The sequence below is a fragment of the Bernardetia sp. ABR2-2B genome, from assembly GCF_037126435.1.
In the GTDB taxonomy this organism is placed as follows: domain Bacteria; phylum Bacteroidota; class Bacteroidia; order Cytophagales; family Bernardetiaceae; genus Bernardetia.
On the sequence record NZ_CP147020.1, the window covers coordinates 3050290 to 3075000 of the forward strand.

Annotated in this window: 23 protein-coding genes and 1 tRNA gene; 13 read left to right on the forward strand and 11 right to left on the reverse strand. The window is 31.0% G+C overall.

What is annotated here, in order from left to right:
* Positions 1-9: 9 nt before the first annotated feature.
* The 7 genes from WAF17_RS12995 to WAF17_RS13025 all read left to right on the forward strand — a co-directional run bounded on the left by WAF17_RS12995 (position 10) and on the right by WAF17_RS13025 (position 5501).
* Complete coding sequence (locus tag WAF17_RS12995; protein WP_338760131.1) at positions 10-264, forward strand: hypothetical protein; 255 nt, start codon at positions 10-12, stop codon at positions 262-264.
* 6 nt (positions 265-270) lie between these two features.
* Complete coding sequence (locus tag WAF17_RS13000) at positions 271-561, forward strand: hypothetical protein (RefSeq protein ID WP_338760134.1); 291 nt, start codon at positions 271-273, stop codon at positions 559-561.
* 76 nt (positions 562-637) lie between these two features.
* Positions 638-1027, forward strand: a complete 390-nt coding sequence (locus WAF17_RS13005) for a hypothetical protein (protein ID WP_338760136.1) — start codon at positions 638-640, stop codon at positions 1025-1027.
* A 143-nt stretch (positions 1028-1170) separates the two neighbouring features.
* Positions 1171-2604: a primase-helicase family protein gene (locus tag WAF17_RS13010; protein ID WP_338760140.1), complete on the forward strand. Its 1434-nt coding sequence runs from the start codon at positions 1171-1173 to the stop codon at positions 2602-2604.
* A gap of 439 nt (positions 2605-3043) precedes the next feature.
* On the forward strand, positions 3044-3814 hold the full coding sequence (locus WAF17_RS13015; protein WP_338760143.1) for a DNA-primase RepB domain-containing protein: 771 nt from the start codon (positions 3044-3046) through the stop codon (positions 3812-3814).
* 108 nt (positions 3815-3922) lie between these two features.
* Positions 3923-5176, forward strand: coding sequence for a hypothetical protein (locus WAF17_RS13020; RefSeq protein ID WP_338760146.1), 1254 nt, complete (start codon positions 3923-3925; stop codon positions 5174-5176).
* 115 nt (positions 5177-5291) lie between these two features.
* Complete coding sequence (locus WAF17_RS13025; protein ID WP_338760149.1) at positions 5292-5501, forward strand: hypothetical protein; 210 nt, start codon at positions 5292-5294, stop codon at positions 5499-5501.
* 266 nt (positions 5502-5767) lie between these two features.
* Here WAF17_RS13025 and WAF17_RS13030 read toward each other — a convergent pair whose 3' ends face one another.
* The 6 genes from WAF17_RS13030 to WAF17_RS13055 all read right to left on the reverse strand — a co-directional run bounded on the left by WAF17_RS13030 (position 5768) and on the right by WAF17_RS13055 (position 13732).
* Positions 5768-8773, reverse strand: a complete 3006-nt coding sequence (locus WAF17_RS13030; RefSeq protein WP_338760151.1) for a type I restriction endonuclease — start codon at positions 8771-8773, stop codon at positions 5768-5770.
* Positions 8774-8775: 2 nt separating this feature from the next.
* Positions 8776-10170, reverse strand: coding sequence for a hypothetical protein (locus WAF17_RS13035; protein WP_338760153.1), 1395 nt, complete (start codon positions 10168-10170; stop codon positions 8776-8778).
* Between the two features lie 2 nt (positions 10171-10172).
* Complete coding sequence (locus WAF17_RS13040) at positions 10173-11981, reverse strand: class I SAM-dependent DNA methyltransferase (RefSeq protein WP_338760155.1); 1809 nt, start codon at positions 11979-11981, stop codon at positions 10173-10175.
* Positions 11978-12184, reverse strand: coding sequence for a helix-turn-helix transcriptional regulator (locus WAF17_RS13045; RefSeq protein WP_338760158.1), 207 nt, complete (start codon positions 12182-12184; stop codon positions 11978-11980). The genes WAF17_RS13040 and WAF17_RS13045 overlap by 4 nt, the downstream gene beginning before the upstream one ends.
* 215 nt (positions 12185-12399) lie before the next feature.
* The gene (locus WAF17_RS13050) at positions 12400-13536 is read right to left on the reverse strand and encodes a site-specific integrase (RefSeq protein WP_338760160.1); all 1137 of its coding nucleotides are present in this window, start codon (positions 13534-13536) and stop codon (positions 12400-12402) included.
* Between the two features lie 123 nt (positions 13537-13659).
* Positions 13660-13732, reverse strand: a tRNA-Met gene (locus WAF17_RS13055).
* A 208-nt stretch (positions 13733-13940) separates the two neighbouring features.
* On the opposite strand from WAF17_RS13055, the gene era reads away from it, so the two are divergent.
* From era to WAF17_RS13075, 4 genes are all read left to right on the forward strand, one after another.
* Positions 13941-14876: a GTPase Era gene (gene era, locus WAF17_RS13060; protein WP_338760163.1), complete on the forward strand. Its 936-nt coding sequence runs from the start codon at positions 13941-13943 to the stop codon at positions 14874-14876.
* Between the two features lie 91 nt (positions 14877-14967).
* Complete coding sequence (locus WAF17_RS13065; protein ID WP_338760166.1) at positions 14968-15321, forward strand: hypothetical protein; 354 nt, start codon at positions 14968-14970, stop codon at positions 15319-15321.
* Between the two features lie 76 nt (positions 15322-15397).
* Positions 15398-16633: a hypothetical protein gene (locus WAF17_RS13070; RefSeq protein ID WP_338760169.1), complete on the forward strand. Its 1236-nt coding sequence runs from the start codon at positions 15398-15400 to the stop codon at positions 16631-16633.
* Positions 16634-16705: 72 nt separating this feature from the next.
* A complete protein-coding gene (locus WAF17_RS13075) occupies positions 16706-17230 on the forward strand; it encodes a DUF4199 domain-containing protein (RefSeq protein ID WP_338760172.1) in 525 nt (174 codons plus the stop codon).
* Here WAF17_RS13075 and WAF17_RS13080 read toward each other — a convergent pair.
* Entirely contained in the window at positions 17227-18858 is a 1632-nt protein-coding gene (locus tag WAF17_RS13080) for an NADH-quinone oxidoreductase subunit M (RefSeq protein WP_338760175.1), read from the reverse strand. The two genes, WAF17_RS13075 and WAF17_RS13080, sit on opposite strands and share 4 nt — an antisense overlap.
* Positions 18859-19056: 198 nt before the next feature.
* The gene (locus tag WAF17_RS13085; RefSeq protein ID WP_338760178.1) at positions 19057-19593 is read right to left on the reverse strand and encodes a hypothetical protein; all 537 of its coding nucleotides are present in this window, start codon (positions 19591-19593) and stop codon (positions 19057-19059) included.
* 146 nt (positions 19594-19739) lie between these two features.
* Between WAF17_RS13085 and WAF17_RS13090 the strand changes: the two genes are divergently transcribed.
* Positions 19740-20495, forward strand: a complete 756-nt coding sequence (locus tag WAF17_RS13090) for a SiaC family regulatory phosphoprotein (RefSeq protein ID WP_338760180.1) — start codon at positions 19740-19742, stop codon at positions 20493-20495.
* On the opposite strand, the gene WAF17_RS13095 is transcribed toward WAF17_RS13090, so the two are convergent.
* The 3 genes from WAF17_RS13095 to WAF17_RS13105 form a co-directional block, all read right to left on the reverse strand.
* On the reverse strand, positions 20496-21413 hold the full coding sequence (locus tag WAF17_RS13095) for a sterol desaturase family protein (RefSeq protein ID WP_338760183.1): 918 nt from the start codon (positions 21411-21413) through the stop codon (positions 20496-20498).
* Between the two features lie 199 nt (positions 21414-21612).
* Positions 21613-22863, reverse strand: coding sequence for a competence/damage-inducible protein A (locus WAF17_RS13100; RefSeq protein ID WP_338760186.1), 1251 nt, complete (start codon positions 22861-22863; stop codon positions 21613-21615).
* Positions 22864-23006: 143 nt separating this feature from the next.
* A complete protein-coding gene (locus tag WAF17_RS13105; protein ID WP_338760189.1) occupies positions 23007-23669 on the reverse strand; it encodes a DsbA family protein in 663 nt (220 codons plus the stop codon).
* 258 nt (positions 23670-23927) lie between these two features.
* Between WAF17_RS13105 and WAF17_RS13110 the strand changes: the two genes are divergently transcribed.
* Entirely contained in the window at positions 23928-24563 is a 636-nt protein-coding gene (locus WAF17_RS13110) for a DNA-3-methyladenine glycosylase 2 family protein (RefSeq protein WP_338760192.1), read from the forward strand.
* The last annotated feature ends 148 nt before the right edge of the window (positions 24564-24711 follow it).

Consider the following 24711-nt stretch of genomic DNA (forward strand, 5'->3'; position numbering starts at 1 on the left):
AATAAAAAAATGAATACACCGAAAAACAGATTAAACATAGTCATAAATGATTATGAAGCCGAAAAAAAGACACCTTTTAAGCCTTCACACGATTTTTATAGATTTATAAAAATAGGAAAAAGGCGTTTTCATCAATTAATTAGAAACGAAAAACCTTTGATGTTTGATGAGATGCAACGGTTAGCCGATTATTTTAATGTGCATATTTTGGAATTGCACGAAACTACTATTAAGTATTTGCCAAAAGAGCCAGTAACAAATTAATTCAATATGAACACACCAAAATATTATTACAGAATACAGGAACTTTTGCAAAAGCTCCCACAGGACGAAGCAAAAGCAACCATCAAATTACTAGAGGAAAAATTAGGAAAGTCAAGAGTAACAAAACATAGGTATTATAAAACAGATACTAAAATACATGTGATTATGAGAGTTGAGGAGGCCCTTATTTATAAAGAAGTATTTGAGTTAGAAAGTACCGAATTACTTTTGAGTACCTACACAAAGAAACAGAATACACGAAGCCATTTTGACAAAATAGGCATTAGAAATTTTTAGTTTTCCCACTATCAAAAAACAAAGTTTTCCCACTTTATTAAAACAGTTTTCTCACTTTTTAAAAAAACTATTTATTATGACAAATTCAGTAGATACGACAATAAAACTAATGAATGTAGGTAGCACTTACAAAGAATTAGAAGCTATTTGTATTGGCTATGAAGGCAATAACAAAGAACTATTTGATTACTACAATGATATGAAAAAATGGCTATCAACAATTTATATTTTCATTCAGTCAGAAGCCGAAATTAACTACAAATTAGACAAAGAAAACCTAGCAAAAGAACGAATAGAAAGAAGAAAGGAAATGGAAAATATAAAGTCTGAAATAGAAAAAGCTAATTCTGCTCCTGCAGTAGTAAAAAATAAGTGGATAGAAAAAACGTGGTTCAAACAAAAATATTTTGTCTTTAAAATATTTGGTTACAGTTTTTCTACCATATTGGAAGTAGCTAAAAAATAGGCACAAAAAAACCGTTCAGAAAGGTTCTGAACGGTTTTTATAGTGTCTAATTTGAAAGAGAAAAGAGTTTTTTATTTGGCAGCCGAAAGCCAAAAAAAAGTATCAATGTTATTATTATTCATTCACAATAACACCGTAAATATATGGAATTAAACGCAAAAAACACAAATTTTGTTTCAAATAATGGAACAAATACAACTACTCAAAAATCTCAAAATGAAGTAGTTAAGGTAAAAAAAGGAAAAGAGAAAAATAAAGAATCTGAATACATAAGAGTAGGTACAAAATATTTTCGTATTGCAGAAATGCCCACAGCAGAACACCCAAACGAAAAAGGAAAATACATTAATGAAAGTGTCCTTATACATTGGGAAAAACAAACTATCATAGACGATTACAGTAAAAAATTTTTGTATGATATGCCAAAATATACAGGGTTTATAACTTTTCCATCACATACAAACTACAAACAAAATGTAAAAGGTTTTTATAACCAGTATCACAAATTAAAATTTGAACCAAAAGAAGGCGAATGCTCAATGACATTGGACTTTATCAGACATATTTTTGGAGAACAATATGAGTTAGGTTTGGATTACTTGGCAATCTTATATTTAAAGCCTATGCAAATTTTGCCTATTCTTTCCTTAGTCAGTAATGAAAGAAGTACAGGCAAAAGTACCTTTATTTTTTGGCTAAATAAGTTATTTGGTTCAAATGCTACTATTAACGATAATCACGCCTTTGAAGGGAATTTTAATAGTGATTGGACTTCTAAATTAATAATTGCAGTAGAAGAAACATTGATTGAAAAAAAAGCAGTTTACGAACGTATAAAAAACCTTTCTACTACAAATCAATACAAAACAGAAGCAAAGGGAAAAGACAAAACAGAGGGTAAGTTTTTTGGTAAATTTATTTTGTGTTCCAACTTTGAAGAGGGTTTTATGCCAGTTACTTCTGATGAGATACGTTTTTGGGTTCGTAAAATACCAACTTTTGAAAGTAAGGGCGTGAAAGAAAATGTAAATATGTTGGCTACTCTAACAAGTGAAATCCCTGCTTTCCTTAATTTTCTCAAAAGTAGAGGTATTAAAAGTAAAAATGAAAGCCGTATGTGGTTCACTACAAAACAAATCTATACAGAAGCATTACAGCGTGTTATGGATAATAATATGCCAAAATTTCATAAAGCACTAAGGAACTACATCAATGAAATGTTAGAACTTCATAATTTAGATGAGATATGTTATACAGGTTCTCAATTACTTGAAATAATGAAGGAACAAGGATTGAGAAATGTAGAAAAATCGTACTTGACAAATATCTTAAAAAAAGATTTTGATTTAACAGCAAGTAAACCAAAATACGCTTCTTTTTATAGTGAACATACAGAAAGTGAACCAGTCAAAAAGAAAGGTAGGTTTTATACATTTGATAGGGAAGTTTTAGGATTGCCTAAGAAAGAAACTTTGAAAAAAGAAGTTTCTGAAAATCAACCAGTTGATAGTGTTGATAATACTTTTGTTGATTTTACCATTGAAAATACTAAAGAGTTTACTAAAGATTTATTCTAATAAAATACTTCTAATTCTTATTATTCATTACACACTCAAAAATCTTGTTACTAATTGCGTTCAGAAAAAAGCGTTCTAAACGTTCTATTTGTTCTATAACTTAAAAAATCTATGTTTAAACTACTTCTATATTACTTTTTTACTAAAAAATTATAGAACAAAGTATAGAACAAAGTTAGAACAAAATGCAAAACGCTAAAAAGAGAATAGAACAGATAAAAATATACTCCATTTTGTTCTAAGTTTGTTCTAACTTTTGTTCTATTGTAAATAATTGATTTTTAATTACTTATATGGGGTTTTAGCGATTTAGAACAATAGAACGCTTTTTTTGAAGTTCCTAGAAACACTTTTTAAAATTAGGTTTTGAAAGAAAAAAGTACAAGTCTTTAAATTTACTATACAACTGCTTTTTTAAGCACACAACCCAAAAGGTAGAATGAACTATACAGTAATAAATAATTTTCTCAATGCCTTTCATTGCGAACTATTTGTAATAGCATTGATACATTTTGACAAATCAAAACCTCAATTAAGATTTATTTGTACCAAGGAACGAATAAACCAAAGTTTGAAATTTTACGCTGCAAAGAACGTACAAGGTTATAACATTTATATAAGACCTCAAACATACAATGTTATACTACTTGACGATGTAAGTCGTGAAAGTCTGTCAGAACTAGCAAAACTAGCACCGTGCGCTCTTGTAGAAACAAGTAAAGATAATTATCAAATTTGGTTTCAAACTTCTTTCAACCCAGATAATAGAGAACACGCATTACAGATTTGCAGAAAGTTAGCGCAAGACCATGACGCAGACAAAGGAAGTGCCGAGCCAGACCATTTGGGGAGGTTGCCATCATTCACAAATCAAAAAGAAAAACACAAAAAAAACGGTGTCTTCCCTACCGTTATTCTACACAAATTTAAAAAACGCTTTTCTACTATTCCTTTAGGATTTGCCAAAGACTACAATTTGAGTAATACTCATTCTAACAACTTTGTTGGTTGTGTGCTTAAAAAAAAGGAAAAGCAAGGACACGACAGAAGTCGACAAGATTTTAATACTTGCTGTATGCTTATTCGTCAAAACAAATCAGATGAGTTTATTAGAAATGAATTGTTGAAAAGTAGCCAAAAAGCTCAACACCGTAAAGACAATTACATCACTAAAACAATAAACAACGCTAGAAAAGCAGTAAATAAATAATCAATTTCTAACCAGTAGCCAAACAAAAAACGCCCAAGCATAAGCAAAGGCGTTAGTTTGGTCTTAAAACAAAGTTTTCCCACTTTTTAAAAAACCATATACAAAGTTATGCAAAAATTAAGCAAAAACACCACTCCACAGGCTAAAACGCCACAGGAAGCACACCAAAACGATGTATTTACAGATACATTAAATGAAACAGCCAAAAAAGGCTATTATTTGGAAGCACAAAAAGAACTCACACCCAAACCATACGCAGAAAAAAACAGAAATTTATTTTCTTTTTCGAAAGGATTTACAAGCGTTTATCATGTCGTTAGTTTTCTGTTAGGTATTGCAAGTGTCTATTTGATAGCAAAAGCATTTCATACAGGAGAAATAACCATTCTAAAAGTTTTTATATCAATTCTGATCGGATTTTTACTTGTTGGTTTATTAGTAGGTTTGGAAATGCTCAAAAGTCAGTCAGCAATAAGTTTATTTATAGCAACTTCAAAAGAAGAAAGCGCACCAACAGGCGCAAAATTAGGCTTAGGATTTACTTTTGTATTATCTGTTTTGTTTTCTGCTATTGGGGGCGCATTCCTTACCGTAGAAATGAATGATAAAAGTACAATCATTCAAACAGAATTAGCCATACAAACCGACAGTTTGAAAAATATGTACAGCTCCCAGTTAGAAGGCTATGAAATGAGTATAAATAGTTCAAAAGCAACTCTAAAAAAATACTCTAAAGGTTGGAGGGCAAACAACGCTCGTAAAGACTTGAAAGAAGCCACAGAAGCAAAGAACAACCTTTTAGAAAAGTTAGACAATAGAATAACATTAGAAAGCGATAAAGCCGTAAAAAATACCTTAGGCAATGCCAAAGAAGGAGCTAACACGGCTTACATAGTTTCTTTTATTGTTTTGTGCTTAGAAATTATTTGTATTATCTGTTATCGTTTTAGATTCATCTATTTGAGAAATACAGAACGAGAAGGAGTAAATTTTGATATTCTACCAAAAAAGGAAAGTCAAGCAGCAGATACACCAACAAATGAACCACTCACAGAACTAGCCGAAATACTCAAAATGTTTCTATCACAAACGCAAGTCGTAACGACAGATGTAGCACAAGCCGTACAGCCGTACACAATACCGAACATACAACCTCAAAAAAGTATTGGCTTTCAGTTTCGAACAAAGGACACAACGCAAGCCGTTAAACGTAAGTCGTTAGACGAAGGGAACAGGGAATGCCTAAACTGTAAAGAACCATTCATATATAAAACGTGGAATCATACTTATTGCTCCGAGAAATGCCGTATTACAGCTTGGGAAGCAAAAACAGGTAAAACATTCAGAAAGAGAAAAAAATAATCATTGATAGCCTACTAGAAACCTATCAGTAACCAGTACATATACCTACTACATTAAAGGTTCATATATAGGTTTCTGATAGGTTTTTTGAAGGTTTTGTATAGGTTCATTTTTTTTGATAAATAGCCATATAAAGAGCAAAAACAACGATTGCAACCAGTACGCAGACAAAACAAACAATAAGAAGTCAAAACTAGCAAAAATCATCAAAATAAGGTTTTATATAGGTTTTTTGAAGGTTTGGGCTAAAAATGGAAAGCAAAAACAGCCTTCACAGGCTATAAATAAACATTATTACTCAAAAAGTGCCTTTAAAGGTGCATAAGAAGGTTTTTATAAGGTTTTTTGTAGGTTCTGATATAGATTCGTTTTTACAATCAAATAAATAAAAATAGCCTTTGCAGTTAGTGAAAAAACAAAGTAACCCAACAAAGACTAAAAACAGCAAATAACCTCAAAATAAGGTTTTTCATAGGTTTCTGATAGGTTTGGGCATAAAACAGCGAACAAAAACCTTGTTTACAGCACACAAGCAAAGGTATTAACTCAAAAAGCATCTTTAAAGAATTGTAAGAAGGTTTTTGATAGGTTTTATATAGCTTTTCTCATTAACTCCTTTACCATTCCAAAAACCATTGAATTAAATTCTTCTTTTGCTTCTGGGTTATCGTTTATCACTTTATAAAAATCAAAGTTTGTTGTAACGTGTTTAAGCAATTCATCTTGTGCAATTTTATCACTCGTAATTCTTGCGTTTTGCTCGTCAGAATGCTGAATTGAATTTAGCATATCTTCATTTTTAGCAACTCCATTTACAATACTTTCAGCCATTTGTCTAACCTTATCTGCATCTTCAAATTCAGTTCCGTAACGGTCATTAAATGTACTTATGATATTAGATAATTGGTCGATTTCTGGTTCACTTACACCACCTCTCATTTCAGTTGGGATAGGCTGTAAATCTTCTCCTTGTTCCATTGCTATATTGGTAGTAGCTTCTAATTGTAATCGGTAACTATCAATATCAATATTATCTAAAACACCTTGTGAAAAGTCTGGTTCAGCTTCTGTTACTAGTTTGTTTTGTAAGTGATTCAAGAAAATATATAAACGCTCCAAATACGCATTTTCAAAATCTACTATTTGAGATAAGAAAATGTATAAACGCACATAGGTTTTTACTTTAGCTCTAAAATCTGCTTGTTGCTCTTCTTCTAATTCTTCTCTAAAAATAGCACTAGATTGGTCTAAAATATCGTGTAATTGGTCTACAGATACATTTGCCAATATTTTATTCGAAAATTCTTCCACTTGCTCCTGAGAATATACTTGGTAATTATCTAAAGCATCTTTTAAATCAAATAATTTATTTGGGTCTGTAGCTTCTCCTAAAATAGTATGCTCAAAATATGGTTTAAATGCTTTTTCTATATCTTCAGATGAATTAACAAAGTCTAAAACAAAAGTGTCTTGCTTTAATGGATGACTTCTATTTAAACGAGATAAAGTTTGAACAGCATTTACCCCTCCCAATTTTTTATCTACATACATAGTGTGGAGAAGTGGTTGGTCAAATCCTGTTTGAAATTTGTTTGCTACCAATAAAAACTTGTATTCATCTTTTTCAAATTCCTCTGGAATGTTTCCACTTGGAAAACCATTTAAACTTGACTCCGTTTCTCCGTCTATTTCACCAGAAAAACCTACAATTGCTTTGTACGGACTATTAATTGATTTTAAATAAGCATCAAAAGCGTGTTTGTATTGTACTGCTTTGGCTCTGCTACTTGTAACCATCATAGCTTTGGCTTTACCACCCATTTTTTTCTTCTTCACTACATTATCCATAAAGTGTTCTATCATTAGAATAGATTTCTTTTTTATAGCGTGGTCGTGTCCTTCTACGTATGCTTTTAATTTCTTTTGTGCTTTTTTCTTATCGTATTCTGGGTCATCCTCTATTTTTTTGAGTAAAGCATAAAAACTTTGATAAGTCGTGTAATTCTGTAACACATCTTTTATAAAACCTTCTTCTATGGCTTGTTTCATAGAGTACAAATGAAACGCTGCATATTTAGTTTTGCCATCTTGTTCAAAGGCTTCTCCAAACAACTCTAATGTTTTATTTTTTGGTGTTGCTGTAAAAGCAAAATAACTTGCATTTGGTAATAGTTTACGAGCTTTTATCATTGCTCTTATAAAATCTTCTCCTGTTACCTCATCATCTTCTGTTTCATCATAATTTTCTAAATCACTTTGGAGTTGTTCTTCATCCGAAACTTTGGCAAGTGTTTCATTTAATTTACGAGCCATTTGTCCACTCAAACTACTGTGTGCTTCATCTATTATGATTCCAAAATTATTACTTGGCAAATCGCCAATATCCTCAACAATGTGTGGAAATTTTTGAATGGTAGTAATAATTATTTTTTTTCCTTCTTCTAAAGCAGTTTTTAGTTGCTTACTACCTTCTGTAATACCTTCAACAACACCTTTTACTTGTTGATATTGTTTTATATTTTCTCGTATTTGTTTGTCTAAAACTCTACGGTCTGTAATTACAATAACAGTATCAAAAATAGTTTTAGAACCTGTTTTATCGTGTAAACCAACTAATTGATGAGCCAACCAAGAAATGGAATTACTTTTACCTGAACCTGCTGAGTGTTGTATTAAATATTTTTGTCCTGCTCCTTTTTCTTTGGCATCTTCTAATATTTTAGAAACAGCGTTTAATTGATGAAAACGAGGAAAGATTAATTTTTTGATTTTCTTTATCTTCTTTTTGCCTTTAGCATCTTTGTACTCTTTTTCTTCTGTGATTAACTTAGCATAGTTTTGAAGAATATTGGTAAGGGTTGCTTTAGTTAGGATTTCTTTCCACAAGTAATCTGTTTTGATACCACCATTGGGTTCGTTTCCTGCTCCGTTTTTGTTTCCTTTATTGAACGGTAAAAAATAAGAGCTTTCACCTTTTAGTTCCGTACACATCCAAACTTCTTCCGTGTCTACTGCAAAATTAACTACCATTCTGCCTAAACGAAATAACTCTTCATTAGGATCACGGTCTTCTTTGTATTGCTTTATGGCGTGTTTTACATTTTGCTTAGTGAGTTCGTTTTTAAGCTCAAAACTGATGACTGGCAAACCATTAATAAAACTAACTACATCTAAAGAGTTTTTGTTTTTTGTAGAATAATATACCTGACGCATTACAGAAAACAAGTTACTTTGATACAACTCATTTGCACTTTGGTTGTATGCTGAAACAGGTTTATCATAAAACAAACGGATTTTAGTATCTGTAAAACCATCTGTTACTCCTTTACGCAATACTTCAATAATACCTTTTAGTTTTATTTGGTCATTAATACGTTTTAGGATTTTTTGCTGATACAGGTCTTTATGATAGCGTTTTAGTTTTTCTACTGCTTTAGGTTGGGTAGCTTCTAAAAACTGAAACAAGAGTTCACTATCTACACAATTTACATTGTCGTAATCTTGTGATGTACGCAATACATAACCATTAGTGTTTACCAAATGGTCTACAATGTGCTTTTCAAAGCCGTTTTCTTTAGTGTTAGTGGTTTTACTCATTGTTAATCTGCTTTATTATAATTTGATGCTTCTTCAACTACTCTCTCCAAAGGTTCTTCTATGCTTGGAACCTTAAAATCTCTTACATCTATTTTACCTGTTACTGCCTCTGCAATTAATGCCGTTTTGTATTCTTCTACTAGCGTTATTTCTTTTTCTATGGTGGATATAGTTTTGTCTATTTTAGAATTTTCTGTTTTGATGAAATGTGAAATTTCTTTTTGTTCCTGAACGGAATTAGGAACTGCTAATTTCAACGTAACTAAATCACTTGCATTTATTGCAGGATAACTAACTCCAAATGAATTTGAACAAACCGTTTCAATAAAATAATTTGCTCTAACAGCAGAATTTAGAAATTCAGAATTTATATTTATTCTAGGTCTTAAAACTGCAAATCCTGTAGATACAATAACGTCTTCATCATTTTCAATTTTTGCTATTGCTTTTAAATAGGTTCTTACCGTAGAGAGAATTACGTCTCCTTTTTTTACAATTCTTCTTGCTCTTGAAGGAGCGTCTTGAAAAGTATATTTAACTATTTCGTCTATTTCACCATCTTTATTAACATTACTAATATCAATATAGTTTAGTTTGTAGCTTTTAACTGTACCATTTGGTAATGCCTCATCATTATAAGTAACAAAATATTTTAAAGGTTTGATTTTCCAATGTTCTGGAATATCACCTAGTAATTCAATACCAGAAGGTTTAAGTTTAGCGTTGGGGTTTATTCCTTTAGTAACAGCTTTGTTTATAATGGCTGCTTTTTGTTCTTTAAGTAGTTTTATTAATTTTTTTTTCTTTTTGATAAAACGGTCTATTTTTTCTGTTTTGAAATCAAGATAGTTAACTAAAGCGATTTGTTCGGAGATATTTGGAAATGGTAATCTCATCGAACGTAAATCATCTCTTGAAACCTTTAACCTCAAAGTGTTATATTTTCCCTCACCTCTATCAATAGCAATTAAACCTCTTCCAAGACTATACAAAACACTTTGAACAGTTTTACATCTAAATAAATATTCATAAAATCTTGTAGTGTAGGCATCACTATTACTTCCATAAAAAGTATAATAAACAGGACTTACACAACCGAAATAGTTTGAAACTCCTACTGCTCCCACAATCATATTCATACTATTTAGAACCAAATCACCTTTATGAGCTAACTTATATTTAGTTACATCATCTTTAAAACGATCTAAATTTGTAGTTTTTTCAGCATATAAAGTAACTCCTTTGTTTATGGAAAGTGAAAGAATTTCTTTAGTTCTAACAGGGTTGTTTTTTTCATTCCTTTCTGTTAGAATATTTTTAAAAGATTCAATTCCCCAATGCTCAGGAATTTCTCTTAACCAAGCAATGCCACTATCTTTATATTTTGGGTATTTCATCATTATTCAACTATTTCTTTTAGTAAACTTTCTGTTGCTTGTTCTAATGCTAAAATGTCGGCAGCTATATCATTCAATTTACGTAGGGGTTGGTATTCATAAAAATATTTATTGAAAGGAATTTCATAACCTACTTTCATTTTGGTTGTATCATACCAAGCATCTTGTGCAAAGGGTAAAACTTCACGAGCAAAATAAGTATCAATGTTTTCTGTCATTGGTACGTTTTCGGTATCCTTTAAATCTTTGTCTGACTTAGGTTTTCCTTTACTGTCTTTTACAATTTTCCCATTTTCGTCTTTTTCTGGTTGATGGGTTGTAATTTGGTAATAACCAAAGTTTTCATTGTCAAATATTTTAGAGTATTCATTTTCTTCAAAATCGAAATAGATATTTTGAATATCTAAAATGTGATTAGGTTTCAACTCATTGCTTTTGCTTCCCAAAGCCTTACGCATTTTGCTATAAAACTTATCAGAAGAAGCATTAATCAATTGTACCTTTCCTCTTCGTTCTGGGCTTTTGTTATTACTCAATATCCAAACATAGGTAGCTATTCCTGTATTATAAAACATAGCATTTGGCAATTGAATGATACATTCTAGCAAATCGTTTTCTAAAATATATTGGCGTATACCACTTTCTCCACTACCTGCACTACCTGTAAAAATAGCAGAACCATTATGAACAGAAGCGATACGGCTACCACCATCTTTAGGGTCTTTCATTTTAGAAAGCATATGTAGCATAAACATTAATTGTCCGTCATTGCTACGAGAAGTCAAACATTGTTTTTCTAGTTCGCCTTTAAAGTTTTTAATCTCTAAGTTAAAACGAGTGTCGTTAATTTCTATTTTTTTTGCTGTACCTACGTTTAGTTCTTTTTGGTCTTCTTTCCAACTTGTTCCATACGGAGGGTTGGTCAGCATAAAGTTAAACTTTAGGTTAGGGTCAAAACCATATTTACTAAGTGTAGAACCAAACTGTATTTTGTCTGGGTCTTCTCCTTTTAGCAACATATCAGATTTGCAAACAGCATACATTTCGCCTGTGTTTTCTTGACCGTATAAATGAAAACTAGCTTTACTTTTTATTTCTCCTTCTGGATTGGTAGCAAACTTTTTAGATTGTGTAAGCATTGCACCAGAACCTGCACAAGGGTCATACACTAAATATGTTCCTTTTTGTATCTTATCTTTTACAGGTAAATACACCAAGTGGGTCATTAACTCTATAATTTCTCTAGGTGTAAAGTGTCGTCCTGCTGCTGCATTAGTTTTTTCATTAAACCTACGAATTAGGTCTTCAAACATATAGCCCATTGCCATTGGAGAAATTTTCTGAGGACTCAATTCTACTTTTGGACTACAGAATTTCTCTAATAAAGAAAAAGTAATACCAGTAGTTTCAAAGGTTTCTAATTGATTACGAAACTTAAACTTTTGAATAATGTCTTGTACGTTTTCAGAAAATCCATTTAGGTAATCTAAAAAGTTAGAATCAATATTTTTAGGGTCATCCAGCAACATTTTCATTGTGTATGGAGACGTATTATAAAACTCCAATCCAGAACCATGGTCTTTACTGGTTAATAATCCAGAAAGGTTATCCATTTTACTTTTAAACTCATTGTGCGTTTTTAGCACTTGGTCTTTGGTTGGTTCTAGTGCCAAATCCAAACGTCTTAAAACCGTCATTGGTAAAATAACATCTTGGTATTGGTTTTCTAGGTATTTATTTATCAATACATCATCTGCTACTGTCCAGATAAAATTGATAATGGGTTGCAAGCTTTGTGTATCTAAATTCATTTGTTTTCTTTCAAGTCTCGTTTTTTAATTAGTTCCTTGGCTTCAATATTCAATATTTCTGCTATCCTAAAAAGAACTTCAATACTCGGTTGTCTTTTATTACGAGCATATTCATTAATTGTATTGTAGCTTTTACCAACCTTGTTGGCAAGCCAAGTCTGACTAATTCCTTTGTTTTTAAGAACTTCTTTTATTTGATTCATTTTAAATCATTTTTTAATTCAATCACTAAATATAATAAAACTCATTGAAATATAGTGTTTTTTATCCTTGTATTTTATTGGGTAATGGTGGAAAAGTTATAGAAGGACAAAACAGAATGAGAGTTACTGATTCTTTTGAGGGCTAAAAAGTTTAAATTTAGCAGAAAATAAAAAAAGCATAGAGTTTTGTTCTATGCTTTTTTTGTGTCTAAATTTTATAAAGTAGGAAAGTTATTTTTTATTTTCTCACTTGAATAAACACCAAGAGAGCGCAAATAAGTGCGTGTTTCGTTCAAATCCCAGTGCCTACATTGTTGCGAAATTTCCAAAATATCTACACCATTTTTATAGGCTTCACTTACTCCAGTATGCTTCCAAGAGTATAAAGTAAAGGCACTTTCAAAACCTAAACTATCCTTAATGATTTTATACTTTTTACTAAATGAGTACCGAGCATGACATTCATTTGAGGGGTTGCCTTCTTTTCCTAAAATATAGAGGTTTGAAGGATAATCAAAAATTTTACTATCAATAAGTAATTGTCTAAGTTGCACAGGCATATCAACACGCCCATCTTTTCCATTTTTTGCAATATGAGCAGGTATAAATATTTTGTTATTTTCTAACTCTATATAGCTTATTTTTAGTTGTCGTACTTCATTAGGACGTGCAAAAGTATAAAACAAAAAGCAACACATTAACCATAATTGAGGATTTTCAATACTTATTTTTTCCTTTAAAATTTGTCTTTGTTGTGCGTTATAGGCACGATGCGAACTACTATTTTTTACTTTTTGAGTAGCAAAGCCAACAAAAGGATTTTCTCTTATGTAGCCTAATTTTTTTAAATCTGTAACTAAAGTAGAAATATTTTGACTGTATGTATTACGAGTTTTTGCGCTCCAGTTTTTTTCCTTTTGATAGAAATTTAAAAACTGTTCCATTATAGTAGTATCTAAATTTCTTAGTTCTATTCCTTCAAAATTATCATTCAAAAATTTACAGAACAGAGTTACATGAGTTTTGTAACTGTTTGTAGATTTTCCACGCATACGAGTTTTTGAGTTTTCCAAAGCCAATTCAAGTGCATCAACAGCTAAAATATTAGTCTTATTTTTTTCTCTTTCCTTTTGTGCTAATTCTGAATTTGATAACAGATAAATATTTCCTTTTTCTATTTTCTTATTCAGTTTGATTACTTCTAATTCATTTACTTTATCTTTTTGAGTAATCCGTATTCTTACTAATTTATTCTTTTCAATGCTCCATAACCAGTATTCAATATATTTTCTTTTTCCTTCTACCAATTTAGCAAGTTTATAAGGAAATTTTTTGTTTTCGTTTTCGTCCATTTCAATATTAGATTTTTTATAGAGAGAAACAAGGAAAGCCGAGAAAGTAAATAGTATGATTTGGCTAAAATTTGGCACAAAAACATAAAAAAACCCCTTCACATATGTGTAAGGGGTTAATAGTAGCGAGAACAGGACTCGAACCTGTGACCTCCGGGTTATGAGCCCGACGAGCTACCAACTGCTCTATCTCGCGCCGTAATTGGTACAATCAAAGTTTATTTACCGTGATTGTTTTACAAAGGTACGAAAATATTTCTAACCTGCAAATATTTATTCAAAAAAAAGCAATTATTTTTTATAAAAAGTGTAAATTACAGGCTTTTATCGATTTAAAAGGCTTTATCAAGATTAAATAATTAAATTATACTGAATTATTCTATAAAAAAAGCGAACTTTGTACTATGAAAGAACTTGACTTAGATGCTATTCTTAATGGAGGCAAAGAATCTGAAAATCATAAAGCTGGTTTTGTTGCGTTAGTTGGAAAACCAAATAGTGGCAAATCTACACTTATGAATTCGGTTTTAGGAGAAAAACTTGCTATCGTTACGCACAAAGCACAAACTACTCGCCATCGTATTATGGGGATTTTGAATAGTGAAGACTATCAAATTGTCTTTTCAGATACTCCTGGTATTATTTCTCCAAAATATGAGCTGCACGAAAAAATGATGCGCTTTGTAGAAAAATCATTAGAAGATGCTGATGTTATTCTGCTCGTAACTTCACTGGATGAAAGCCATGATGAAGAAGATGCTATCCAAAAACTCAAAAAGGTATTAGATAAAAAGAAAATTCCTCTCATCGTTTTATTAAATAAGGCTGATTTAGTAAATCAAGAAATTATTGATGAAAAAATTGCTCGTTGGAAAGAAGTATTGAATCCACAAGAAATTTTGCCTTTATCTGCCCTTATTGGTTTTAATGTAGCCGAAGTATTGGAACTTATCATAAAATATCTTCCAAAACACCCTGCTTATTATGATAAAGAAATGCTAACCGACCGACCAGAGCGTTTTTTTGCTGCCGAAATCATTAGAGAAAAAATATTTTTAAATTATGACCAAGAAATTCCATATTCTACCGAAGTAGGAGTTTTAGAATTTAAAGATACACCTAAAATGTTACGTATCAATGCCGAAATTCATGTCGAAAGAAAATCTCAAAAAGGAATTTTGATAGGAAAAGATGGTAGTGCACTCAAACTCATCGGAACAGAAGCACGATTAGATATGGAAGCATTTTTTGGTAAAAAAGTTTTTTTACAACTTTATGTACGTGTAAGTGAAAATTGGCGTAAGAAAGCAAATAAGCTAAACTGGTTTGGCTATAAATAAAATCAGTTACCAGTTATGTAGTTACCAGTAATCAGTTAAATTCTTTTCGTTTAACCTATTTCTCAATATCTAATTCCTAATTAAAAAAAAAATGAAAGATTCAAATTTTCGTATTCCAACAGCTCATTCTGATAAAAATCTCAAAGTAGAAATGTCTGGTTCATTAGCCTCTATCACAGAAAGTGAACGTCAGTTATCAAAATTCATTATTGATGAAAAAACATATTTTGTCCTTACTCAAAGTGATATTAATAAATTAGAAGATGATAGCATTGTTATAAAAGCATATGCTGTTTGGGTTTTTGAAAATGAAGCCAAAGAAGAAAACTATGTTGGTAAAATGGTAAATATAGGAGGAAAAGAGCCTGAAATGGAAGCTTCAGAAGAACATCAGAAATACGTTTTTGTTGTTTTAGATGTAATTAGAGAATGGCTGAAAAAATAGAAAATTAATTACGAATTAAAAATTACGAATTACGATATTTCAAGCTTTATATAATTTGAATATCTGTTTATATAAAATGTATAATTATATAAAAAATAGCTTTGTCTTCTTATCAATTTTGTGTTTTTTGTCGGCTTGTCAGTCTGACACTAAGCAATTTGTCGAAACGTTACCTCCTCTTCCTGATTCTGTTACCACAACTATTTCAAGTCAAGTTCAGTTTCTCAATCAGCAAATTGAGCAAAGTGAAGCAACAGATAATAAAGAAAATACAGCTCATTATTATTACAAACGAGCTTCTTTGTATTTATCTTCTAGAAAAGAAAATATTGCTTTAGATGATATTGAAAAAGCTCTTTCTTTAGACAGCACGAAAGGCAAATACTATTTTGCACTTGCAGAAGCTTATGAGCAAAAAAATGAACCTCAAAAAGTAATAGAAGCTTCACAAAAAGCAATTCAACTAGGTTTTACTGATTTGGAAGTGTATCGTTTGTATGCGTATTCTGCCTTTAATCAAAAAAAATGGTCAGAATCTTTGACTGCCTTTGAGGAAATTGCAAATCGAACAGGCGAAAAAATAGAAACACTTTATTATCAAGGAATGATTTGGAATAAAAAAAATGATACTACAAAAGCAATTTCATTTTTGAGAAAAGCAATCAGAAAAGATAGTGCTTATCTTCCTGCGTATATAGAAATTATCAAAACGTATAATGAATCAGAGTTGCCAAAAAATGCGTGGAAAGAAGCTCAAGTTGCTTTTCAGAAGACAAATTCTATAAAAGATAAAAATGAAAAAATAGATAATAAAATTCGTTCTCAACTTTCTCTACACTACGGAAATACTTGGCTTAACTTGAATAAACGAGATAGCTCTATTGTATGGCATAGAAAGGCAATCCGACAAGATTCTACTTTGGCAGAAGCTGCTTTACAAGTTGGAATTTATATGTTTGAAAAAAGATATTACTCAGAAGCAGAATATTATTTCAAAAAGGTAATTCGACAAAAACCTCTACAAAATACGGCTAATTACTTACTGGGAGTTTTATATGAATATAAGCTTTTCGATATTGAAGATAAGTTAAAACGATTCGAACTAGCTCAAAACTATTTTGAAAATGCTTATAAAACAGATAGTTTGAAAACAGACTATAAAGAATCTCTAGTTAGAATAGAAAGAAAAATAGAACGAGAAAAATACAAGCTTACTCCAGAATATGCTGAACAGATGAGAAAATTAAGATTAAGAGAACAGCAAAAACAAGATTCTATTGGAAGGCTTAATTTATTAAATCCTATTTTTTAAAACCTTAATTCTCTAACAATAAGTTAAAAATATAAGAGAGTTAAATTTATTACTAATCACTAATTTTATTTTATGAAGTCTTCAGTTATTTATGGTTTAATATTGGGTTTTATAACTATTATTTTGTCTATTTTATCATACATAATAGAAATTGATACTAATTCTACCTCTTATCTTATAGGTTTAGTAGTTACATCGGTTACGCTTATTGTTTTGGTTTGTTACAAAATAAAGCAAGATAATAAAGGAGTCATTTCTTATTTAAAAGCTGTCCAATTAGTATTTACAGCTTTTCTAATCAGCATTATTATGAGTGCCATTTATACTTATACTTTTAATAATTATATTGCTACGGAATATATTGAGCTTTCAGAACAGAAAGTTTTAGAAGAAACAGAAAAATACACTTATAAAAACTCTAAATCAAAGCAAGAAGCAGAGCAGAAGATGAAAAAAATAAAAGAGGAAACACAGATAAGAAAAAATAATCCTTTCTTATACACTTTACAAGACATTTTGAAGGCTAGTATTGTTGCTTTAGTTATTTCTTTTTTGGCTGCTATCTTTGTACAAAGAGAACCTAAGGAAAATATTTAGAACCATCCAAACACCAAAGAAGGAAAAATTCCTAAAAGAACGATAAAGAAAATTAAGATAGAAGCAATGATTTTTTGAGAAGTAGAAATATCTCTCAAATCTGTTTTTTTAAGGGTGTGATGGAGCTGAAAATTTCCTAAAAACATTCTTTTATACGTCCAAAGAAAGTAACTAGCTGTCAGAATTAATGTTGTTGCAGATAAAACTCCTAACCAAATCGGTAAATAATCAGAAGAAAAAACGCCTAAGAAAATAGTTAGTTCAGCAATAAAGCTAGAAAAAGTAGGAAGCCCCAAACCTGCAAAAAAAGCAATTCCTACAAAAGCTGTGTACTGAGGAAGCTTGTGAAAAAGACCACTGTAATTATCAATAGTCAAATCATTTGTTTGTTCGTAAAGAACACCTACTAAAAGAAAAAGCAAAGGCGAAATAAGTCCGTGGCTAATCATTTGATACATTGCTCCGTTTGTTCCCTCCACGTTTATGACTGCCAAACCTAAAAGAACAAAACCCATATGAGAAACGGAAGAATAAGCAATCATTCTCTTGAGGTGTGTTTGTCCAAGAGCTAAAAAAGCTCCATAAATCATAGAAAAAACTCCCCAAGTACCTATCCAAAATGAAAAATCTATTGCTACATCAGTAAAAACAGAAAAAGGAAGACGTAAAAGTCCATAGCCCCCGACTTTCAAAAGAACACCAGCCAAAACCATTGAAATAGGAGTTGAAGCTTCTACATGAGCGATTGGCAACCATGTATGTAGAGGTGCAATAGGTAATTTGATGGCAAAACCAACTAAAAGTAAAAAGAAAATAGCTATACGTACGGAGTTTCCTTCGTAAGCGAAAAGCATAGACTGAGGAAGAAAATAATTCGCATCTTTGAAAGCAATCATATCAAAAGAATGCACAATCTGACTAGAGTTTTCAATAATAAGATTAGAATTTTTGATTTTTGATATAATTTCTTCTGATGATACTCCTAGTTCTAAAGCTGTTTTTTGTATGTCTATTCCAGAGTTTACAATAATGATTCCTGCTATTAATATCAATACAGAACCTATTAAAGTATAAATAATAAATTTTATTGCTGCATACTCTTTCTTTTTTCCTCCCCAAATTCCTATCAAAAAATACATAGGGAGTAGCATAAATTCAAAGCAAATAAAGAAAAGGAGAAAATCTAAAGACAGAAAACTGCCCATCACAGCCGAAGAGAGCAATAAATATAAGAAAAAATACAGACGAGGACGCAAAAGAGCTTTTTTAGAAAAGACAGAAACCAAACTTCCAATCCACAATACAAGAGCTGAAAGAGTAATCAAAAGAACATTGTTGGCATCTATTCCAAGAAAATAATCAGCATGTAAAATTCCAAACTTTCCTAAACTAATATGCCACCACGTATATTTTTCGGATAAAAGTAAATTTTGTGTATCAAAAATAGATGTGTCTAAATTTACCTTCGCAAAAAATAGCATCATTCCTACCAAAATCAGTTCGATAGAAAGAACACCCACACCAATCCATTTATAAAGATGAGTTTGTTTTTCTTTAAAAGGAATCAAGCAAAAAATAGCTCCCAGTAATGGAAACCAAAAAATAAGAGAGAGAATAAAATTATCCATTTGAAAACCTATTGTAACTTACAAATTTTAAGTTGTCATTAAAATATACTTCTGATACTTTGGAAAATATTATTTATATAAACAAACGAAACCCACGATTTTAATCGTGGGAAAACAGACACAGAACAGCAGGTTTTGTTTCCCATTTTCGCTTTCTAACTGCATAAAATCATTTACATGAATAATAATACAAACTTACTATTTTTCTTGTTCTGTTCTATCAAATGTATCAGCTAGTTTTTCTTTTGCTCTTTTTTGTGCTTCTGGGGTGGTAATTATATAAACTGTTTTTCCATTTTCTACAAAAACTACTTGGTTAAACCTCTTTTTATCAATCAACACTACACCTACATATGGCGAACTGGTTGGTTCACTTACATCAGCATCTTCATAGAGCCAAATAATTTCTCTTTGTGAATAGGTTATATGCTGCGTATTTATTTGAGTAGGTTTTTTTTCATACTTCACAACAGCTACAACAACCTGCTCAGAAAAATCAATATCATGTTTTATACTTCCAAACGATTTTTCAAAATCCTCTTTTTTTGTAAAATACATAAAACGAGTAGTATCAGCAGTAGGATTATATTCTTTGTTTTGATATTCATATCCTCTCAAATCTGAATATTTCAATCTTTCCAAATCATCATAAGAAGTAAAGGAAACACAACTTGAAAGAAAATTAGAAAGCACAAAAAGGCAAAAAATAGAAGTTGTAAAAAATAAATTTTTCATAGAATAAAAAAGAGTACAAAGTTTTGATTGAATCATTTAAAAACCAATAACCAAATAGAAGCAGGTAAGTTAGTTTTTTTTGAGTAAATTTCAACAATTCTTGAAATCAACAGCTTTTTCTGAATTTTTTAATTAAAATCTACTTTATGGAAAACGAACTTTTGATAAAAAGTAAAGCCAACCAACAGGGTTTTAAAGCTAGTATTTATGCAAATGCAAAACAAAGAAAAATTGTTATTTCAGATTGTGCAAACCGTTTTACAGAACAAGAACTTTTGCCTTTTAAAAATTGGTTAGAATACTATTTCAAAAACAATAAAGAGTTATTGACTATTGAGTTTATTAATGTTTTCGATTCTCTTCCATTTGTCCAGCCCAAAGAAGATAATTTTATAATAAACAAGCGTTTTAGAGAAAATACTGAAAATCTGTTAGCAAAGGTTGTTCAATCACTTTCTAGCTTTAATTTTTTGATTGTAGGCAAATGGGGAATGGGAGTTTATGTTTCAGGACAGTTTCCCACAATAAAAGGAAATTTTGAGACAGGTGTTATAGAAATATCTGGAGAAATGTATAATTCTTACTCTTTAGACTTTATGCACCCTTTCTTTTGTTGGGTTGAAAAATTACTTCAAAGTGATATAAAACAAGTTCATATCTATCTTAAAATAGATTATCTCTCTACAGCTTATATGAGACGACTGGCAGAAATAGCAACAGCATTGTCTAGCTGGTCAGAAAGAACAAGGAAAAAGTCTTTATGGACTTGGTATTGTTTAGAGGATGATGAAGATACTAAAGAATGGTTCAACGATATTTTTAAGATGAGTGATAACCTTTCACATCTGAAATGTGAAGCTATTGAATTAGATAAAAGGCAGTGGGATAAATTATTGAAATAATTATTTATTCTTCTTCATCTCATTTACCAACTCTTTTGTAGTTTTTCGACTTCCGTCATGACTCCAACCTGGGGGTTTCACCATGTATTTTATTCTATTCTTCCAAGAAATAGGCTTTCTTATGTCTTCCCAAATTTTTTCATATTCATGAGAAGCAATACGAATCGGATTATAAGTTTCTAAGTTTTGAGTAAGTCCGTAGATTGGTTTTTCTTCATCTTCTTTTATAAATGTTCCAAAAAGTCTATCCCAAATAATAAAAATCCCTGCATGATTTCTATCTAAATATTTGATATTGGTAGCGTGGTGAACTCTATGATGAGAAGGCGTATTCATAAAATACTCTAAGAAACCAAGCTTTCCAACAGCCTCTGTATGCAAAAAGAATTGATAAATAAGACTGATAGACATCATCACAAACATCATAATTGGATGAAAACCAAGCAAAGGCAGCCATAACCAGAAAATATATTTATAAAACATTTCTGTCCAACTTTGGCGCAGCGCAACAGCCAAATTATAACTCTGTGCCGAATGATGATTTGAGTGAGCAGCCCATAAAATACGTACCTGATGGCTCAAACGATGATGCCAATAAAAAGAAAAATCATCAGCAAAGACAAGCAAAATCCAAACCCACCAAACATTTGGCAGTGTAAATAGACGGAAGTTATCATAAATCCACATATAAATTCCGATATAAAAAATCTTAGCTAAAAGACTCAAAAATACAGAACCAATTCCCATCACTATTGAAGCAAAAGCATCTTTTTTGTTATACCATTCTTTTTTCTGCGCTAAATCAATTCCTAATTCTAATAAAATCAGCAACAGAAAAAAAGGAGCAAAATAGGTAACTGGGTCGCTTTGGCTTATTTTATCAAATGAATCTTTTATATGTTCGTAACTCCAAATCATTTTTATTTTCTCAATTTAGTTTGTATTTATCTTGAAGCTGTTTAAGAATACTCATTTTTCCTTAGAATTGGGTTGCAAACCAAGTTCTAAGGAAAAATAACACTGCCTTTGTTGGTGTTTTAGCGAAGCGACACCAACAAACATACCTATAAAACCCATTCTTAAACAACTTCCTTATAATCATAACGTATTTGTTGAATCAGAAAGTTTTTTCTATTAATTTTTTTCTAAGTAAATTCAGAACTGCATTTGTAGTCAGTTGAATATTTAAGTTTCTATTTTTGGTGAGTTGATAGGTTTTCGAAACGGTTTCATTTTCATCAGAATAAGCAATCCATACTGTTCCAACTGGTTTTTCAGGTGTTCCTCCACCTGTTCCTGCTACGCCTGTTGTGGCGATTCCGATTTTTGTTCCTAGTGTTTTGCGTACTCCTTCTGCCATTTCTAAGGCTGTTTGTTCACTCACTGCACCATATTTTACGATTGTATCTAATGTTACTCCCAAAACTTTCATCTTTACATCATTGGAATAAGCAATTACTCCCCCTTCAAAAAATGCTGACGCACCTTCATGTTGTGTAAAAGTACGAGCTGCATATCCACCCGTACAGCTTTCTGCAACACTCAAAGTAAGGTTTTTTTCTTTCAATAAATCAGCTACCTTTCCTTCTATTGTTTCATCATCAAAACCATAAACATATTTTTCTATCAGAGGAACTACTTTCTTGATTTGATTGTCTAACTCTTCTTCAATTTTTTGTTTATCGTCTCCTTCACTTGTCAAACGTAATGTTACTTTTCCTAAGTGTGGAAGGTACGCCAAACGAACATGAGCAGGTAGTTTATTTTCCCAACCTTCAATGGTCTGAGCCAAAATAGATTCAGGAACTCCTATAGTTTGAATTTTTTTATGAATAATAAAAGGAGGTTTGAAAAATTCTATCAAACGAGGAATAACTTCTTTTTGCATTATATTTTCAGTTTCATAAGGCACACCGGGCATCGAAACAAAAATACAACCGTCTTTCTCAAACCACATGGCTGGGGCAGTTCCATATTCGTTATGAATAACTTGACAGTTTGTCGGAACATCAGCCTGTGATTTATTCATATCTGTCATCATTCTTCCTCTACTAGAAAAAAGATTTTCAATATGTTTCAGAACATCTTCATCTCTTCGCATTCCTACCTTAAAATATTCTGCAAATGTTTTTTTGGTAATATCATCTTTTGTAGGTCCCAAACCTCCAGTAATCAATACAACCTTTGCCACTTTTGCCATTTCCTCAAAAGAATCCAATATTACTTGCCTCTCATCGGCAATAGAAATATGTTTGATAACCTTAAAACCAACATCAGTTAGCATTTTAGAAAGAGAATGAGCATTTGTATTGAGTGTTTGTCCGTAAAGAAGTTCGTCGCCGATAGCAACAATATAAGCTGGAATCATTTTTATTTAATGGGAAATTGGAATGGGAAATTGGGAATTAGAAAAATAAAAGGTAATAGAAATGATTTATCAAAGTTATTCAAACTTTGTCAATAGTCTGTAATCAGACTTTGACAATCGTTTTTTATTGAATAGTATTTTTTTTAAACAGAACTTTTCATTGCTTCAAAACGTCTTTCTAATTCTGTCAAATCTACAAAACCTCTAGCAAATAAATAAAATTCTTCTCCTTTTTGGATAATAAGAGTCGGAAAACCATTTACACCAAAATCTTGCGATAACTGAAAATCCTTTTGAGCCAGTTTTTCATAGTCTGGATTATTCATTTTCTCTACAAAGTCATTGTTATTCAAACCATATTTTGTAGCTAGTTTGCCATATTTTGAATAGTCTTTTGGAACAATTCCATCAAAATAAATAAGACTTTGAAGGTCTTCTGCAAAATAAAGAACTTTTTCATTCTTTTCTCCTGCTAGTTTTGGATTTTCTTGAGCTTCTTTTTTGAAAACAGATAAAGCAATCGAAGGAGGAATAGAAGTAAAAATAGCACTTCCTTCTTCCAAAATATCCTGTAAGAATGTTTCACCAAATTTTACGCCTGTTCGGTTCTCTACATCTTTATAAGCATTCTTGATATAGGGAGCAACTTCTCCAATCGCTCCAATTCGGTCTCCTGTAATCATTCCACCAGAGATAACATCAATAGTTTCAAAGTCATTTTTATGGTTTTTATAAAAATCACGCATTGCAGGAGCAAAACCATAACACCAGCCACAAAGGGCATCATAAATATATATTAGTTTCATAGCTTTTATAAAGATAGAAGTGAAGAAAAATGTTTTGAAAGTAAAGAACGAGAATAAAAAATAGAGTTTGAATTATACAGTATTATCCCTTACAACATAATTGACTAACAAATGCTCATATAGTTTAAGATTGTGTTATATTTGATAGAAAAGTTATCGTCAAGAATAAAGCTTTTTGTAATAGAAACATTTTACCGTTTTTATAAGACATCTTCTTAAATGACTTTAAAATTAGAAAAAAACATTTACTCAAACTCAATGATTCAAGAAGCAAAAACACAACTTTCCAAAGATCCCCTCTTTATTCCTATACTAGAGAGTGTAGAGATAAATACATTTGAAGATTTAAAAAATGAAGACACAAACAGTGAAGTAAGTATTATGAGTGCGCTTATAAAAGCAATCATTTCTCAACAACTTTCCGTAAAAGCTGCTGATACTATTTATAAACGTTTTTTGCATTTATTCGCAAGTGTTTCTCCTAACGCCAAAATATTGTTAGAGACAGATAACGAAACTTTGAAGTCTGCTGGACTCTCAAAACAGAAAATAACATATATAAAGGAGGTAGCTTTATTTTCTCAAAAGAATGATATTTCAATAGATTTCATAATGCAAAAAAACAATGAAGAAGTAATAGGTTATCTAACACAAATAAAAGGCGTAGGAAGATGGACAGTCGAAATGTTACTTATGTTTACTCTGTGGCGACCAGATGTCTTTCCACTAGCTGACTTAGGAATACAACAAGCGATGCAAAAGTTATTAAAAACAGAAGAAAAAGGAAAACAGCTTCAATTACTTATGCAAAATCATTCAGAAAAATGGAAGCCTTATAGAACAATTGCTTCTATGTATTTATGGAAATGGAAGGATAATATCCTTTTTAAATAATTATCAAAGCAAAATATAAGTTTGATTATTTATACAGATTAATCATAACCCATTGATTATCAATAACTTGTTTACAGTAAGATTTTCTCTAACAACAATTTTCAGAAAAAAGTTCAAAAATAGCATAGTATTAGTTTGCAAGACTAAA

Coding starts and splice junctions, on each gene's coding strand:
- WAF17_RS12995 (WP_338760131.1), top strand. CDS start 10: ATGAATACACCGAAAAACAGATTAAACATAGTCATAAATGATTATGAA.
- WAF17_RS13000 (WP_338760134.1), top strand. CDS start 271: ATGAACACACCAAAATATTATTACAGAATACAGGAACTTTTGCAAAAG.
- WAF17_RS13005 (WP_338760136.1), top strand. CDS start 638: ATGACAAATTCAGTAGATACGACAATAAAACTAATGAATGTAGGTAGC.
- WAF17_RS13010 (WP_338760140.1), top strand. CDS start 1,171: ATGGAATTAAACGCAAAAAACACAAATTTTGTTTCAAATAATGGAACA.
- WAF17_RS13015 (WP_338760143.1), top strand. CDS start 3,044: ATGAACTATACAGTAATAAATAATTTTCTCAATGCCTTTCATTGCGAA.
- WAF17_RS13020 (WP_338760146.1), top strand. CDS start 3,923: ATGCAAAAATTAAGCAAAAACACCACTCCACAGGCTAAAACGCCACAG.
- WAF17_RS13030 (WP_338760151.1), bottom strand. CDS start 8,773: ATGAGTAAAACCACTAACACTAAAGAAAACGGCTTTGAAAAGCACATT.
- WAF17_RS13035 (WP_338760153.1), bottom strand. CDS start 10,170: ATGAAATACCCAAAATATAAAGATAGTGGCATTGCTTGGTTAAGAGAA.
- WAF17_RS13040 (WP_338760155.1), bottom strand. CDS start 11,981: ATGAATTTAGATACACAAAGCTTGCAACCCATTATCAATTTTATCTGG.
- WAF17_RS13045 (WP_338760158.1), bottom strand. CDS start 12,184: ATGAATCAAATAAAAGAAGTTCTTAAAAACAAAGGAATTAGTCAGACT.
- WAF17_RS13050 (WP_338760160.1), bottom strand. CDS start 13,536: ATGGACGAAAACGAAAACAAAAAATTTCCTTATAAACTTGCTAAATTG.
- era (WP_338760163.1), top strand. CDS start 13,941: ATGAAAGAACTTGACTTAGATGCTATTCTTAATGGAGGCAAAGAATCT.
- WAF17_RS13065 (WP_338760166.1), top strand. CDS start 14,968: ATGAAAGATTCAAATTTTCGTATTCCAACAGCTCATTCTGATAAAAAT.
- WAF17_RS13070 (WP_338760169.1), top strand. CDS start 15,398: ATGTATAATTATATAAAAAATAGCTTTGTCTTCTTATCAATTTTGTGT.
- WAF17_RS13075 (WP_338760172.1), top strand. CDS start 16,706: ATGAAGTCTTCAGTTATTTATGGTTTAATATTGGGTTTTATAACTATT.
- WAF17_RS13080 (WP_338760175.1), bottom strand. CDS start 18,858: ATGGATAATTTTATTCTCTCTCTTATTTTTTGGTTTCCATTACTGGGA.
- WAF17_RS13085 (WP_338760178.1), bottom strand. CDS start 19,593: ATGAAAAATTTATTTTTTACAACTTCTATTTTTTGCCTTTTTGTGCTT.
- WAF17_RS13090 (WP_338760180.1), top strand. CDS start 19,740: ATGGAAAACGAACTTTTGATAAAAAGTAAAGCCAACCAACAGGGTTTT.
- WAF17_RS13095 (WP_338760183.1), bottom strand. CDS start 21,413: ATGATTTGGAGTTACGAACATATAAAAGATTCATTTGATAAAATAAGC.
- WAF17_RS13100 (WP_338760186.1), bottom strand. CDS start 22,863: ATGATTCCAGCTTATATTGTTGCTATCGGCGACGAACTTCTTTACGGA.
- WAF17_RS13105 (WP_338760189.1), bottom strand. CDS start 23,669: ATGAAACTAATATATATTTATGATGCCCTTTGTGGCTGGTGTTATGGT.
- WAF17_RS13110 (WP_338760192.1), top strand. CDS start 23,928: ATGATTCAAGAAGCAAAAACACAACTTTCCAAAGATCCCCTCTTTATT.